The following is a 15,389-nucleotide window of genomic DNA, read 5'->3' on the forward strand; positions in this document are numbered from 1 at the left end:
GCGTCAGGGGGTCAGGACGGTTTTGCCGGACAGGCGGCCGGTGACGGCCTGGTCGTGGACGGTGGCCAGGTCGGTCAGTGGTCGTCGGTCGGACACCTGGATCTTCAGGTGCCCGGCGTCGACGCGGGCGACCAGTTCGGCGAGCTGGGCGGCGTCGTTGCGTACGAAGACCTGTGCTGTTCGGATGCCGCGTCCGGCGTTCTCCGGGCCAGGGGTGGTGGTGCTGACTAAGGTTCCGCCGTCGGTGAGCAGGTTCACCAGTTGTGCGGTCTCCTCCGGGCTGTTGCGTACAAGGTGGAGCACCACGTCGAACCGCTGCTCGGTCACCGCCTGCAGGACGGGGGTGGCGGTGTAGTCGATGATCCGGTCGGCGCCGTTGGAGCGGACGCGGTCGAGGCTGCGCGGGCTGGCGGTCGCGGTCACGGTTGCACCGGCCCGTGCGGCGAGCTGGATGGCGTACCCGCCCACCCCGCCGCCCGCTCCGTTGATCAGGATGCTCTGGCCCGGCTTCAGGTCGGCGTGTTCGAACAGTGCCTGCCAGGCTGTCAGCCCGGCCAAGGGGAGTGCCGCGGCGTCGGCCAGTGCGACGGTGCGGGGAGCGGCGGCCAGGACCTCCGCGGGTGCGGCGGCGTACTCGGCGGCGGCGCCGGGCGCGGATGCCGGCAGGATCGCGACCACGGCGTCCCCTGTGTTCCAGCCGCGCACGCCCTCGCCGAGTTCGGTGATGACGCCTGCCATGTCGCAGTTCGGTACGTGCGGGAAGGTCACGGGGACGGTTTGCCGCAGGATGCCCGCGCGGATCGCGACGTCCAGCAGGTTCAGCGAGGTGCCGGCCACCTGGACCACCACCTGCCCGGCGCCCGCGACCGGCCGGTCCGCCTCCTCGTAGACCAGGACGTCGCTGTCGCCGTAGGAGTGGTAACGCACTGCCTTCATGCTCTCTCCTCAGTTAGTGCTTCGAAGTTGAAGCATGTGGAGAGAATAGCTTGCTTCGACTTTGAAGCATCACTCCTTGGGTGAGTGACGCTCGTCACAGTGCTTTGAATTCGAACCGGTACGTTGGGGGAATGACCGGCAACCACCCCGACACCGACGGCACACAGGGGCTCGATCCACAGCAACTGGGGACCTACTTCGTGCTCATGGAGGCCGTCAGCCTGCTCCAGCACCACGTCGAACAGCAGCTACGCGCCGAAGGCGACATCAGCTCCGTGCAGTTCCAGCTCCTGGCCCGCCTCGCCGCCGACGACGGCCAGCTGACCATGACGCAGCTGGCCGACGGCGTCGTCTACAGCCGCAGCGGTCTGACGTACCAGGCGGGCCTGCTGGAGAAAGCGGGCCTCATCACCCGCGGCTCCAGTCCGGACGACGAACGCGCCACCCTGGTCACCATCACTGAAAAAGGGCTGGCCCTCGTCGGTGGCCTCTTGCCCGGGCACATTCAGGTCGTCCGCCGCCTCCTGCTCGACCCCCTGACCGATGATGACCTGCGCCAACTCGGCGACATCATGACCCGCGTCCGCGACCACATGCGCGCCCAGCCACCCCGCTCCGCCGCCCCCCGCAAGCGCCCCGCCGGCCCCACCTCCCCGGCTCCGGCCACGACGCAGCACTGAACCGGGCGGGGCGGTTCGAAATATCTTCCTATACGACGGATATACGGGGTTTATACCGACGTAGATGACCTTGGAGGCGAACAGCGCGGCAGGTATGCCGTGACCTCGAGCCACAAGGGAGACGCCTTCAGTGTCAGGGAACTCGCTCAGCAGGAAGATGGCTGTCATCGGCGCGACGGCGCTCGCCGCCCTGGTCGTGACGACGGGCCCGGCGACCGCGGCCAGCAGCTGGTGCCGGATTGTGGTCTCTTCCTGCAAGACGGGCACCATTGCGCCCAGCAGTAACCACGAGATCCACATCGAGGCCCGCGGGAACAACATCTGCGCGGGCGGCTGGAAGGTCTTCGACACCGGGAACGGTGCTCAGGTGGGCTCCGGCGTGGTCGCCCTGGGCCAGGTTGTCACGAAGACGATCCCCGGGCTGTACGGCCGGTACTACCTCAAGATCACCGGGTGTCTCGGCCACACGGGGACGATCAAGAACTGAACCGGCACGTAGCTGAGGCGGAAGCGGCTCCGTGATCGTGTAGGAGCGGTCACGGGGCCGCTTCCGTGTCCGTCGCCCCGATGTCGCGATCTTGTCACAACAGAGTGGATAGGTCTTACTGGGTCTGTCGGATCGGGCGAGTGCGGTTCACCGCAATGGGCGGAAATCCTCCCGTTCCGTCCAGTAAGAGGAGTCCATATGGGGTTATCCCCTCGTAGAGGCCTGGTGCGTACCGTCACGATCGGTATGGTGCTGGCGCTTCCCGTCGCCCTCGTCTCCCCGGCTCAGGCTGCCCCGTCGCCGAGCTCGTCCGAGAAGAAGCTGATCTCCTCCATCGGCTCGTCGCCGGTCAAGAAGCACCTGCAGGCCTTCCAGTCGATCGCCAACGCCAACGGGGGAACCCGCGCGGCGGGCACCAGCGGGTACGACGCCTCCGCGAACTACGTGGCGGGCAAGCTGCGCAAGGCCGGATACAACGTCCAGATGCAGCCGTTCGACTTCGCCTACTTCGAGGAGAAGTCGACCGCGGCCCTGCAGCAGCTCTCGCCCGATCCGAAGGTGTACGCGCCGACCCCGCCGGACGGCTCGGTCGTCGGCGAGTTCGCCACCATGACCTACTCGGGGTCCGGTAACGTGACCGGCACTCTGCAGAACGTGGACCTCGTCCTGCCGCCGGGGCCGACCCCCAGCACCTCCAACTCCGGGTGTGAGGCGGCCGACTTCGCCGGATTCGTGGCGGGGAACATCGCGCTGCTCCAGCGTGGCACCTGTGACTTCGTGGTCAAGGCGCAGAACGCCCAGGCGGCGGGAGCGTCCGCGGTTATCATCTTCAACGAGGGTCAGCCCGGCCGTACCGCCACCTTGCAGGGCAATCTGGGTACTCCGGTGACGATTCCGGTCGTCGGGACCAGCTTCGCGGTCGGTGAGGAACTGGCCTCCCCGGCCGGTACGGTGCTGCGCGTCAGCACCGACACGATCAGCGAGATCCGCACCACGCACAATGTGATCGCCGACTCCAAGTGGGGTGACCCGAACAAGGTCGTCATGTCGGGCGCTCACCTCGACTCGGTGACCGCCGGGCCCGGCATCAACGACAACGGATCCGGCAGCGCCGCGATCCTGGCCGTGGCCGAGGCGCTCGGGAAGATCCCGACCAAGAACCGGCTCAGGTTCGCCTGGTGGGGCGCGGAGGAGCTCATCCTGCTCGGCTCCGAGCACTACGTGACCACGCTGGCCCCGGCCGCGCTGAGCAAGATCAAGCTCTACCTGAACTACGACATGATCGGCTCGCCCAACTACGCGCTCAAGCTGTACGACGGCGACGACTCCGACGCGACCGGCGCTCCCGCCGGCCCGCCCGGATCCGATGAGATCGAGAAGCTCTTCGAGGGCTACTTCAACGTGCTGCGCCAAGGCCACGTCGGCACCGACTTCGACGGGCGCTCCGACTACGGACCGTTCATCGCCGTGGGCATCCCGTCGGGTGGCCTGTTCACCGGCGCCGAGGGAGTGAAGACACCCGAGGAGGCGGCACTCTTCGGCGGCACCGCCGGCGTCGCCTACGACCCCTGCTACCACGCCGCCTGCGACACGATCGCCAACATCAGCGACAAGGCACTCGCCCTGAATACCGGCGCGATCGCCACCGCCGCCGTCGTGTACGCCTTCAGCCGCGACCTCCCGGGCCCGGACACCGCGTCCGCCGCCCGCACGGCCGCCAAGACGGCACCCGCGGAAGCGGACGCGCACGGCGAGCTCCGCCGCTAGACCCACGGCAGACCCGACGCGCTCGACACGGAACAGCACGATCGTGCGCCCGCCACCCCCGCGGGCGCACGATCGATGTCGGCTGACGGCGGCCATGGCGGCGTTGGTATCAGCTGAGGTTCGCCACTTCGGCGCTGGTGTCGGCCGAGGATCGCCGTGGTTTCGTTGGCGTCAGCCGAGGACCGCCATGGCCGCGTTGTGACCAGGAATGCCGCTCACCCCGCCGCCCCGGCGGGCGCTGGCGCCGCAGCGGAGGATGCGGGGGTGTTCGGTTTCCACACCCCACGGGCCGTGATCGTCCTCCGCGTACGGCCAGGAGAGGTCCCCGTGGAAGATGTGCCCGCCGGGCAGGGCGACCTCGCGTTCCAGGTCGGCCGGTGTCTTCGCCTCCAGGCAGGGCTCGCCCGACGGCCCGGCGAGCAGGCAGTCCTCGATCGGTTCGGCCAGCACGCTGTTGATCGACGCGAGGGTCCTGGCCACCGCGAGCTCCTTGTCCGCCGGAGTGCTGAACAGCCGGGCGGGCATGCACAGCCCGAAGAGGGTCAGAGTCTGCGCGCCGGTGCCGCGCAGGGACGGCCCGAAGATCGAGTCGTCGGTCAGCGAGTGGCAGTAGATCTCGGAGGGCGGCAGTTCGGGCATCAGCCCGCGCGCGGCCTGCGCGAAGGCGGCCGCCAGCTGGGAGCCGCTCTCGTTGACCCGGAACGTGCCGGTGAACGCCGTGACCGGGTCGACGTGCGGGTCCTTGAGCCGGGGCAGGCGGGACAGCACCATGTTGACCTTGAGCTGGGAGCCCTCCTGCCGGGCGTCGGGAGGCATGTTGACCAGGACGTGCCCGCCGGAGACGACGTGTTCCGCCGTCCCGTCGGTGAACGTGACCTCGCCGCCGGGGTCGACGTGCAGGACTTCGCAGCCGGTCCTGATCTCGGCTCCGGCGGCGCGGGCGGCTCCGGCGATCGCCCCGGACACCGCGCCCATGCCGCCCACGGGGACGGTCCACTCCCCGGTCCCGTTGCCGATCACGTGGTAGAGGAAACACCGGTTGGCCAGCAGGTCATGGCCGGGGTCGGCGAACGTGCCGGTCAGCGCGTCGGTGAGGATGACGCCGCGGATCAGGTCGCTGCGGAACCGGTCGCCGACCACCTGCCCGATGGGCCGCTCGAACAGGTCGTGCCAGGCCGCGTCGTCGTCGACCGCCTTCCGAAGCGCCGACCGGCCGGGCAGAGGTTCGAGCAGGGTAGGGGCGACCCGCGCGGCGACCCGGGACAACATCCCGTGGAACTCGTTCCACGCGTTCAGGTCGGCGGACCCGACCCGCGCGAACGACGCGGCGGTCCGCTCGGGCGAGTCGTTGTCGACCAGCAGGCCGGTCTCGCCGGCCGGGGTGTAGGAGGCCACCCGCCGCCGCCGGAGCTCCAGCGAAAGCCCCAGATCATTGACGATCTTCGTCGGCAGCAGGCTGACAAGGTAGGAGTAACGCGACAGCCGGGCGTCCACGCCCGGGAACGCCTCAGCCGAGACGGCCAGCCCGCCGAGATGGCCTAGCCGTTCGAGCAGCAGTACCCGCCGCCCGGCGCGGGCCAGATAGGCCGCCGCGACCAGGCCGTTGTGCCCGCCTCCGGCGATGACGACGTCGTAACGCATGAATTGGTCCTCTCCTGGGATTCGTACGGGTCACAGGAGTCGAGTCAAAGGCCGGTCTGCCAGTGGCACTCAGGGCACGTCATGCCGGGGACAGTATCGTGCGCGATGTCGTATTCCAAGCATACAATCCATGGTCATCTACACCAATCCTGACTGAGCGCTCAATTGGGATATTGACGGCGAGGGGTTCCCGGGGAGATCGTCTTGAGGTATGTCCCCCTTGCGTGCGGTCGCGGTCATCGCGGCTTTCATCGTCGGTCTCGGCTCCCTCACCCCGCCGGCGCTGGCGGCCGACCGCGCGCCGATCACGGTGGGATCGCTCACCCTGCCACCGTGCGACACCTCCGCCCTGGCCTGGTGCACGACCATCCAGGTGCCCTTCTCCTACGGCGACCCCGCCGCCGGAACCACCGGAATCTACTTCGAATGGTTCCCCGCCACCGAGAACGCCCAGGGAACCGTGTTAGCCGTCCAAGGCGGCCCCGGATACTCCTCCACCGACTACCGCGACGACTACCGCGACATGCTCGGCCCGCTGACCAGAACCAGGAACGTGCTCATCGCCGACCTGCGCGGCACCGGCCGATCCGACCCGGTCCGCTGCCCGCGACTGCAGAACACGACCACGGCCGACGGCAACCAGGCCTACATCGACGCGGTCGGCGCCTGCGGACGCCGCCTCAACCACACCAGGCAGCGCCCCGACGGCTCCTACGTCCACGCCAGCGACCTCTACACCAGCGCCAACTCCGCCCGCGACGTCGCCCGCCTGCTCGACCTGCTCTCCACCGGCCGCGTCGACCTGTACGGAGACTCCTACGGCACCTACTTCGCCCAGGTCTTCACCTCCCGCTACCCGGCCAGACTGCGCTCGGTGACCCTGGACGCGGCCTACCCGGTCCTCGACGCCGACCCCTTCTACCCGGACGCCATCGAAACCGCCCGCACCGCCTTCGACGTGGCCTGCGAACGCTCCACCGGCTGCGCCGGCTGGGCCGCGGTCGAGGAGATGGTCGCGGCGGTCCGCGACACCCCGGTGACCGGGCAGACCGAGAATCCGGACGGCACGCTGGTCCAGGCCACCGTGAACGTGGACACCATGGCACAACTCGTCATCGCCGCCGGACCCGACAGCGGCGTCTACCGTGAACTCGTCCCGGCGATCCGCGCCTACCTCGACCGGGGCGACGAACGCCCGATCCTCCGCCTGACCGCCCGAAGCATCTTCCCCAACGACGACTCGGGGCCGACGGCGGAATTCTCGGCCGGTCTGTACTCCGCCGTGTACTGCAACGACTACCCGCAGCCGTTCGCGTACACGGGCAACCGCGTCCAGCAGTACCAGCAGGCCGTCGACGCCCTCCCGGAGGGCATGTTCGCCCCCTTCACCGTGGCGGAGTGGACGAGCAGCGGCGCCGAGGAGTTCGACTCCTGCCTGGAGTGGCCGAAGCCGCTGGTGGACGACCCGCCGATCGTGTCCGGCACGCCGATCGCGCCTCTGTCGCTGCCGGTGCTGGTGCTCTCCGGTGAGCTGGATTCGCTCACGACCCCGGCCGACGGGCGGCGGGTCGCCGAGCAGATGGGGCCGCACGCGCAGTGGGTCCAGGTCGCGAACATGATCCACGTGTCCGCCATGGTGGACTACGTCGGCTGCGCCGAAGGGCTGGTGCGCAAGTTCATCCGCCAGCCGGCCCAGCTCCTGGACGCCTCCTGCGCGGCCGGGATGCCCGAGATCCGGCTGGTGGGCGGGTTCCCCGAGAGGCGGGCGCAAGCCGTACCGGCCGTGGCGGGGCCGGGGAACCAGGCAGGGGCCGCCGCGCTCCGCCTGGCCACCATCGGCGCGGCGGTCGTGGAGGACACGATCTGGCAGTGGTACTACGTCTCGGTCGACAGCGGTGTCGGCCTGCGTGGCGGGACGTTCCGCGTCGAAGGCGACGACCCGGTCTATTCGCTCACGTTCCGCAATGTCCGCTGGACCAACGACGTCAAGGTGTCCGGATCCGGCAAATGGAACCGTGAGACCGGGCATGTCACGGCCACCCTCGATGTGGTCGATGACCAGGGGCTCACGGCGACCGTGACTGTGACATACGACGACTACGAGCCGGATGCGGTGATCGCCCTCACCGGATCTTCGGGCGGGAAGCGGATCGCCGCCACCGCGCCCTGATCCTCATCCCGGGGCAAAGAATCGCCGCGACATCCCCGCCCGCGGGTGACGCGGGGGGCGGTTCCGGCAGGCTGGGTGGAAATGGCCAACATCAGGAGTCCCCAGCAGGACGAGTACGAGCCGGGACAGAACCCCCACCGCTGGCAAGCCCTGGCCGTCTGCCTGGTGGCCGGATTCATGACCCTGCTGGACATCAGCATCGTCAATGTGGCACTGCCGTCCATCCAGGCGGGATTGGGCGCTTCGGACAGCGCGCTGCAGTGGGTTCTGTCCGGGTACGCCCTCACGTTCGGCCTCACCCTGGTGCCGTCCGGGCGGCTCGGGGACGCGCGCAGCAGGCGGGCCGTGTTCATGACCGGGGTCGTGCTGTTCACCCTGACCAGCGCGGCGGCGGGGGCGGCTCAGCACGAATGGTGGCTGGTGGTGGCCCGGCTGCTGCAGGGTGTGGCCGGCGGGCTGATGACGCCGCAGGTGTCCGGGTTCATCCAGGAACTGTTCCTGGGCGCCGAGCGGGGGCGGGCGTTCGGCCTGTTCGGGGCCGTGGTGGGGCTGTCGACGGCGATCGGGCCGCTGCTCGGCGGCCTGCTCATCCAGGCGTTCGGCGCGGCGAACGGCTGGCGCTGGGTCTTCTACGTGAACCTGCCGATCGGGCTGGCCGCCCTGCCGCTCGCGCGCCGCCTGCTCCCCGGGCATCCGCGCCGGGTCACGCCGGGCGCGGAAGCGCGCAGGCCTGGCTTCGATCCGCTGGGCACGCTGCTGCTCGGCGCGGCCGTGCTCCTGGTGCTGCTGCCTTTCCTGCAGGAGCGGATGTGGCCGGGCTGGCAGAAATGGCTGCTGGAACCCCTGGGCGTGCTGCTGATCGTGGTGTTCGTGTGGTGGGAGCGGCGGGCCGCCCGGCGGATGGAACCCCTGGTTCACATGGACCTGTTCCGCCTTCGCGGGTACTTGCTGGGGGCGCTGCTGTCGTTCGTCTACTTCGCCGGATTCACCGCGCTCTTCTTCACCTACACGCTCTACCTGCAGAACGGACTGCGCTATTCGGCGCTGCTCGCCGGGGTGGCCTCCACGCCGTTCGCGCTCGGGTCGGCGCTGTCGGCGGCCGTCGGCGGGCGGCTGGTGCTGCGGTTCGGGCGGGCCATGGTGGCGTTCGGGCTGGTGCTGGTGGCGGTGGGACTGCTGGCGACGATGCTGGCCGTGCACCAGGTGCCGGGCCCGCACGCCGGGTGGGCGGCGGCGGGGCCGCTGCTGCTGGCGGGGCTCGGCAGCGGCCTGGTGATCACGCCGAACCAGACGCTGACGCTGAGCGAGGTGCCGGTGATCCGGGCGGGCAGCGCGGGCGGGGTGCTCCAGACCGGGCAGCGGATCGGCTCCGCGGCGGGCATCGCGACCGTCGGCGCGGTCTACTTCGCCCATCTCGCCGCCACCGGTGGCGACTGGGCGGGCTCGTTCCGGCTGGGCGTGCTGATGTGCTCGGGTTTCGTGCTGGCCGCGCTCGTCGTCGCCCTGTACGACCTTTACGGCCCCGGCTCGCAGCGGTACGCCGATAATCATTAGGGTGAAGCGTTTAGCGTTCCAGGTCGCCGTCGGGCTGAGCGTGCTGGCGATCGCGCCCATGACGTGGGCGTGGCTGGTGAGCTCGCCGTACCGGACGGACGCGGTCACCGACGACTGGGTCGGGCGGGTGCCGGCGGCGCCGGTCGCGCTCGTCCTCGGCGCGGGCGTCACCAACGGCCAGCCGACGGCGATGCTCCGGAGCAGGCTGGACCTCGCGGGCACGCTCTACGCCCAGGGCAAGATCAAGGCCGTGCTCGTCTCCGGCGACAACCGGATCAAGGAGTACGACGAGCCGACCGTGATGCACGACTACCTGATCACCAGAGGCGTGCCCGAGAACAAGATCGTGCTCGACTACGCGGGCTTCGACACCTGGGACTCCTGCGTCCGGGCCAAGAAGATCTTCGGGGTGAGCGCGGTGACCGTGGTCACCCATAGTTTCCACCTGCCCCGGGCGGTCGCACTGTGCCGGACGGCGGGGCTGGAGGCGTACGGGGTCGGCGACGACTCCACCCGCGACTTCCGCGGCACCACCTACGTCTACGCGGTCCGCGAATTCCTGGCCGCGGGCAAAGGATTCCTGGATTCCGTGGTGCTGGGCTCAGACCCGCAGTTCCTCGGCCGTTACGAGACCTCGCTCGATCAGGCGCTCTCGTCCCCCTGACCGCTGAGCAGGCGGGTGCGGGGGGTCGTCAGCGCGGTGAGGCCCAGCCGCTCGTGCGCGGCCAGGGCGCGTTCGGCGTGGTCGCGGGCCAGGTCGCGGTCGCCGAGCACGTCGGCCAGGTCGGCCAGGATCTGGTGGGTCACGCCCCAGCAGACGACCTGGCTGCCCATCACCACCAGCTCGTCGCCGCGCGGCAGCAGCCGGTCGTACATCACCTGAGGGTCGGGAACGCCGAGGCGGGCGGCGACCATGCCCCAGCCCGCCGAGACGAAGCCGGTGCTCCAGTCCGACGGCTGCCAGCCCGCCCAGCGGCCGGTCAGCCGCCGGGCCGCCGCCCCGTCGCCGGCGTCGCCGGCGTCGATGGTGGCCAGCACGGCCATCGGCCGCATCGGCGCGTGCACCGGGTCCTCGGCGGTCGCCGCCAGGTCGGCGGCCAGCTCCCCGGCCGAGCCGCGAGCCCGGCGGGCGGTGAACAGGGTGGACAGGCGGCAGTCCTCCAGGCCCCACATGGTGGTCCGGCGCAGCAACTGCCCGTAGTCGTCGGTGAACCGCTCCGACTCCTCCCACTGCCCGGCCATCGCGGCCCGGGTCGACTCGGCCAGCCACACCATGGCCAGCAGGTCGGGCTGCTGCACCTCGGCGGTCAGCCGGCGGCAGTGTTCGAGCTCGGCGTGCCACTCGGCGACCTCGCCGAGTTCGAGCAGGGCGACCATGCGCATGATCCGGGCGACCAGTTCGGTCGACCGGGTCAGCCGGGGGAGGGCGAGCATCTCCTCGGCGGCGGCCAGCCGTTCGTGTTCGCCGCCGGGCACCCAGCTGGCGTTGATGTAGTTGTTCAGCGTTCTGGCCCGGAGCACGGGCTCGCCGGTCCCGCAGGCCATGGCGACCGCCTCGGCGGCGTGGCGGGCGCCTTCGGCGCGGCGCGGGCGTAGTGCAGTTCGAGGCTGAGCGTGCCCAGCAGCGCGGCCCGCTGGTGGTCGGGGAGCTCGCCCGCCAGCAGATCCTCCAGGACGGCGACCATGTGGTCGTCGACGGTGCCGTAGAAGCGCCAGTTCCACACCGTCACGCCGCCGAAGACCATCGCGGCCTCGGCCATCGCGGCGCGGTCGCCGATCTTCGCGGCCAGGTCGATGGCCTGGGCCAGGGTGGTGTGCGCGCCGGTGACGTCGCCGGTCGCCCGGCGGGCCCGGCCCAGGTCGATCAGGAGGGCGCAGCGTTCTGCCGGTTCGCCCGTGCCGTACGCGGCGGCCGCCTGTTCCCACAGTTCGACGGCCTCGTCGAAGGCCAGCTGGGCGGTGGCCTGGCGGGCGGCCAGGACCGCGTAGGAGACCGCCCTGGCCGCTCCGCCGACCCGGGCGCGGCCAGGGCGAAATGGTGGGCCAGCACCGGAAGGGGGGCGTCGCCGCCGGTCGATTCCAGCGCCTCGCCCGCCCGCAGGTGCAGCCGCGCCTTCGCCAGCCGGTCGAGCCCGGCGTACAGGGCGTCGCAGACCAGCACGTGCGAGAAGCGGTAGTCGAAGCCGTCGGGGTCTCGGCCAGCAGGCCGGTGGCCAAGGCCGGCGCCAGCCGGGCCATCACCTCCTCGGCCGGGGTCGCGGCGGTGGCGGCGAGCACGTCGAGCCGGACGTCCCGGCCTAACACGGAGGCGGTCCGCAGCAGCTCCTGGGTGGGCTCCGGCAGCCGGGCCACCCGGCGGAAGATCACGTCGCGGACGGTCTCCGGGACCTGGTCGAGCCCCTCGCTGTCCAGCAGGCGCAGGAGTTCGCCCAGGTAGAAGGGGTTCCCGCCGGTCCGCCGGTAGAGGTTCTCGGCCAGCGCGGGGTCGCCGCCGCCCAGGTAGGCGGCCACGTCGCGGCGGCTGAACGGGGGCAGCCGGAGGCGTTCCGTGCCGGGTTCGCGGGCCAGCGCCGCCAGCGTGTCGGCCAGCTGCTCAGGCTCACGTCCCGGTTCAGGGCGGAGCGTGGCCAGCACCAGCATCGGCCTGCGGTGCAACTCCCGCGCCGCGTGCCTGAGCAGGCGCAGCGAGGCGGCGTCGGCCGAGTGCAGGTCGTCCAGGACGACCAGGACCGGCTCGTCGGACAGGGCGCGGAGCACCCGCTCGTGCAGGTCGAACAGGGCCACGTCGGGGTCGGCGGCCGAGTCGCCCGAGCCGGAGGTGAGCGGCTCGGCCGCGCCGGCCGCCCGCTCGCCCAGCGCGCGCAGGGCCTGCAGCCAGGGCCAGAACGCGGGGACGGCGCCGGACTCCACGCAGCGGCCCCACACCACGCGCACCCCGGCGGCGTCGGCGGCGGCCTGCGCCAGGCAGGTCTTGCCGATGCCGGCCTCTCCGGCGATCAGCACCACCCCGCCCTGGCCGCGCCCGGCCGCGGCGAGCCGGTCGGCGATCAGGCGCAGCTGCGGCTCCCTGGCGATCAGACCGGCGGCGACCGCCTTCGGCGCGGCGTCCAGGGTCGCCGACTGGTCGAAGACCGCCCGCTCCACCCGGCGCAGTTCGGGGCCGGGCTCCAGGCCCAGGTCCTCGGCCAGGCGGGCGCGCACCCGGCGCAGCGCGGCCAGCGCGTCGGCCTGCCGCCCGGCCCGGTACAGCGCCTGCACCAGCAGGCCCCACAGCCGTTCCCGGTACGGGTACGCCTCCACCAGGTGCTCCAGATCCGCGATCGAGCCGGTGTCGCCGAGCGCCAGCCGGGCCTCGAACCGGTCCTCGGTCACGGCGGCGTGCAGCTCGGTCAGCCGGGCGATCACCGGCTGCGCGAAGCCGTACCCGGAGAATTCGGTCAGGGGCTGGCCGCGCCAGGTGGTCAGGGCGCGGTCCAGCGCCTGCAACGCCGGGCCGTACGCCTGCCGGGACAGCGCCTGGCGGCCCTGGTCGGCCTCGGTGGCGAAGCGGAACAGGTCGACCTGGGCCGGGTCGACGGCCAGGAGGTAGCCGGGTTCGCGGGTCAGCAGGATCGCCGCCGGGGTGCGCGGCGGGCGGCCAGGTTCCAGGGCGCGGCGCAGGTGCGAGATGTACGCCTGGAGCGTTCCGGTCGCGCTGGCCGGGACCAGGTCACCCAGAGCTCGTCGACCAGCCGGTCCGTGGACACGATCCGCCCGGGTTCCAGCGCCAGCAGGGCCAGCACCATGCGCTGCATGCGGGGGCCCAGGTCGAGGCGGACGCCGTCTGCCGATTCCACCTCGAATGGGCCGAAAGGCGGAAGGCCAGCGGATTCATAGCCAAAGCGTACGGCTGCTCGCGATCGGCTTGGAAGTGGCTTGGACAACGTCCAAGTCGCCTACATGAACCCTACAAACCGCCCGACGCACCCTGAAGTCATTCCAAAGACATTTCAGGGGAGAACCATGAACGACTTCAGCGCCCTCCGGTCCGAGCTGCGCCGCGTCGTGCGCGGACAGGTCATCGTCAGCGGCGACGCCGGCTTCGACGCCGCCAGAACGCCCTGGGACGCGGCCGTACAGCAGCGGGTCCGCGCCGTGGTCGAGGTGGCCGACGCCGCCGACGTGGCCGCGCTGGTGAGCTACGCCCGCAAGGCCGGGATCGGCCTGGCCACCCAGCCGCTGGGCCACGCCCCGGCCTCCTTCGACGACGCCATCCTGGTCCGCACCAAGCGGCTGAACGGCATCGACATCGATCCACATCGGCGAATAGCCCGGGTCGAGGCGGGCGCGCTCTGGGGCGACGTCCTGGCCGCGGCGGGCAAGCACGGCCTGACCGGCCTGGCCGGCAGCACGACCTACGTCAGCACGACCGGCTTCACCCTCGGCGGCGGCCTCAGCTGGTTCGGCCGCAAGCACGGGTTCGCCGCCAACAACGTGCGCGCGTTCGACGTGGTCGACTCCGACGGCACCCCGCAGCGGGTCACCGCGGACTCCGACCCCGACCTGTTCTGGGCGCTGCGCGGCGGTGGCGGTGACTTCGCCCTGGTCACGGCGCTGGAGTTCGACCTGCACCCGGCCCCGGAACTCTACGGCGGGCGCATCCTGTGGCCGGCCGCCCGCGCCACCGAGGTGATGGCCGCCTTCCGCGAGGTCACCGCGACCGCGCCGGAGGAGCTGAGCACCTGGTTCTCGCTGATGCAGTTCCCGCCGTTCCCCGAGCTGCCCGAGCCGCTGCGCGGCCTGTCCGCGGTCGCCATCGACGTCACCTACCTGGGCGGCACCGCCGAGGCCGCCGGACTGCTGGCCGCCTTCGACCGCATCCCCGGCGTGATCATGGACACGCGTGGCCAGATGGACATCGCCGACCTGGGTGACATCTGCGCCGAACCCACCGAGCCCACCACGGCGCTGCTGCACACCGAGCTGTTCGCCCGCTTCGACGAGGAGACCGCGTCGGCCCTGCTCGCGGCGGCCGGTCCCGGCACCGTCGCCCCGCTGGCGGTCCTCCAGGTCCGGCACCTGGGTGGCGCGCTCAGCCGCCCGGCCGAGACGCACGGCGCGTGCGGCCACCTCACCGAGCCTTACCTGCTGTTCATGCTGGGGGTGCTGCCCTTCCCCGAACTGGAGGGCCCGATCCTGGAGCGGCAGCGGTCCGTCGCCCGCGCCGTCTCATCGTCCCTCAGCGGCCGTAAGCCTTTCACGCTGCTCAGCCACGGCGTCCCCGCCGACGCCGCCTTCCCCGTGGAGACCCTCGACCGGCTTCGCGCCATCAAGCGGAGCCGCGACCCCGAGGGCGTCTTCCGTAGCAACCACCCGGTGCTGGGCTGACCCCGGACCCCGCAAGGGCGGGCAGGGTTCTCCCCTGTCCGCCCGCTAGATCCCTGCGGATCAGGCGGCCACCAGGCCGCGGTGCGGCGTCATCACGGTACGGTCGGGCATCAGCAGTCCGGTGTCGTCGAACAGGATGACTCCGTTGCACAGCAGGCTCCAGCCCTGTTCGGGGTGGGCGGCGGTGACATGCGCGGAGGCGCGGTCGGATGCGTACGGTGACGGGCAGTGAGGCTTGTGGTTACACATGGTCTTGGTCCTTCTCGGGTGTTGCGCTCCAGGGTGGTGATCAGTAGGGCAACGTGCGGCCCGATGGCGTGCGGAGGTCGGGAGTCGCGAGCCAGCTCGGCCTCTTCGGCCGGGGCCGGACCCGGATCTGTCCCATCCTCATCACGTCCTTTTCGGTGTTATTAGATCTTGTGGGACCGGACGTCCTCTTTAGATACTCTCAGTCCCCACCGACAATTTCGTCGTATTTTTGCGGGTTCTGGGCTGGTGTCCGGCCTCGCATGCTCAGCGTGCGCCGCGGCGCTGACAGTTCGCTTTCATCGCGCTTTCCATCCCCTTACCGGGGGTGGCGGGTGTGTTCACCGCCCTCGCGCGGTGCAGCGCGGCTCTCGGCCTGCGGCTGCTACCAGATTGAGTTGTCTACCTCTACTTGAACGGCATAGGGCTTGTCCGTAATCCCGCTGCTGGGGGTCAGGGCCCGGTCATTTAGGTAAAGGATCCTGCGCTTTGACGCAATGTCAGTCTATCTACTGGCAAGGGTTATAGAACCCCTTTTACC

12 protein-coding genes are annotated in these 15,389 nt (G+C 70.8%); 7 read left to right on the forward strand and 5 right to left on the reverse strand.

The features are described from left to right. Positions 1-3: 3 nt before the first annotated feature. Positions 4-936, reverse strand: a complete 933-nt coding sequence (locus Acor_RS00985; protein ID WP_155334557.1) for an NADP-dependent oxidoreductase — start codon at positions 934-936, stop codon at positions 4-6. A gap of 131 nt (positions 937-1,067) precedes the next feature. On the opposite strand from Acor_RS00985, the gene Acor_RS00990 reads away from it, so the two are divergent. The 3 genes from Acor_RS00990 (at position 1,068) to Acor_RS01000 (ending at position 3,870) form a co-directional block, all read left to right on the forward strand. Further along, positions 1,068-1,616: a MarR family winged helix-turn-helix transcriptional regulator gene (locus Acor_RS00990; RefSeq protein WP_155334558.1), complete on the forward strand. Its 549-nt coding sequence runs from the start codon at positions 1,068-1,070 to the stop codon at positions 1,614-1,616. Positions 1,617-1,746: 130 nt separating this feature from the next. Continuing rightward, on the forward strand, positions 1,747-2,103 hold the full coding sequence (locus Acor_RS00995) for a hypothetical protein (RefSeq protein WP_155334559.1): 357 nt from the start codon (positions 1,747-1,749) through the stop codon (positions 2,101-2,103). Between the two features lie 225 nt (positions 2,104-2,328). After that, positions 2,329-3,870 carry a M28 family metallopeptidase gene (locus Acor_RS01000; protein WP_246238331.1) on the forward strand — a complete coding sequence of 514 codons (1,542 nt, stop codon included), beginning with the start codon at positions 2,329-2,331 and terminating at the stop codon, positions 3,868-3,870. 171 nt (positions 3,871-4,041) lie between these two features. On the opposite strand, the gene Acor_RS01005 is transcribed toward Acor_RS01000, so the two are convergent. Continuing rightward, complete coding sequence (locus Acor_RS01005; RefSeq protein ID WP_155334561.1) at positions 4,042-5,511, reverse strand: phytoene desaturase family protein; 1,470 nt, start codon at positions 5,509-5,511, stop codon at positions 4,042-4,044. Between the two features lie 211 nt (positions 5,512-5,722). Here Acor_RS01005 and Acor_RS01010 point away from each other — a divergent pair, with 211 nt between their 5' ends. From Acor_RS01010 to Acor_RS01020, 3 genes are all read left to right on the forward strand, one after another. Further along, positions 5,723-7,681 carry an alpha/beta hydrolase gene (locus tag Acor_RS01010; RefSeq protein WP_155334562.1) on the forward strand — a complete coding sequence of 653 codons (1,959 nt, stop codon included), beginning with the start codon at positions 5,723-5,725 and terminating at the stop codon, positions 7,679-7,681. An 81-nt stretch (positions 7,682-7,762) separates the two neighbouring features. Further along, positions 7,763-9,235 (forward strand): MFS transporter, encoded by a 1,473-nt coding sequence (locus tag Acor_RS01015; protein WP_155334563.1) that lies wholly within the window; start codon positions 7,763-7,765, stop codon positions 9,233-9,235. Position 9,236: 1 nt separating this feature from the next. Beyond that, the gene (locus tag Acor_RS01020) at positions 9,237-9,899 is read left to right on the forward strand and encodes a SanA/YdcF family protein (protein ID WP_246238332.1); all 663 of its coding nucleotides are present in this window, start codon (positions 9,237-9,239) and stop codon (positions 9,897-9,899) included. On the opposite strand, the gene Acor_RS01025 is transcribed toward Acor_RS01020, so the two are convergent. Then, a complete protein-coding gene (locus tag Acor_RS01025) occupies positions 9,878-12,943 on the reverse strand; it encodes a BTAD domain-containing putative transcriptional regulator (RefSeq protein ID WP_308805617.1) in 3,066 nt (1,021 codons plus the stop codon). The genes Acor_RS01020 and Acor_RS01025 overlap by 22 nt on opposite strands. Further along, the gene (locus tag Acor_RS01030; protein WP_155334565.1) at positions 12,838-13,071 is read right to left on the reverse strand and encodes an AfsR/SARP family transcriptional regulator; all 234 of its coding nucleotides are present in this window, start codon (positions 13,069-13,071) and stop codon (positions 12,838-12,840) included. Before Acor_RS01030 ends, Acor_RS01025 begins: the two co-directional genes overlap by 106 nt. Before the next feature lie 166 nt (positions 13,072-13,237). Here Acor_RS01030 and Acor_RS01035 point away from each other — a divergent pair, with 166 nt between their 5' ends. Next, a complete protein-coding gene (locus tag Acor_RS01035; RefSeq protein WP_155334566.1) occupies positions 13,238-14,602 on the forward strand; it encodes an FAD-binding oxidoreductase in 1,365 nt (454 codons plus the stop codon). 60 nt (positions 14,603-14,662) lie between these two features. On the opposite strand, the gene Acor_RS01040 is transcribed toward Acor_RS01035, so the two are convergent. Next, entirely contained in the window at positions 14,663-14,851 is a 189-nt protein-coding gene (locus Acor_RS01040) for a DUF5999 family protein (RefSeq protein WP_155334567.1), read from the reverse strand. Between the last annotated feature and the right edge of the window lie 538 nt (positions 14,852-15,389).

Source organism: Acrocarpospora corrugata (genome assembly GCF_009687845.1).
Taxonomy (GTDB): domain Bacteria; phylum Actinomycetota; class Actinomycetes; order Streptosporangiales; family Streptosporangiaceae; genus Acrocarpospora; species Acrocarpospora corrugata.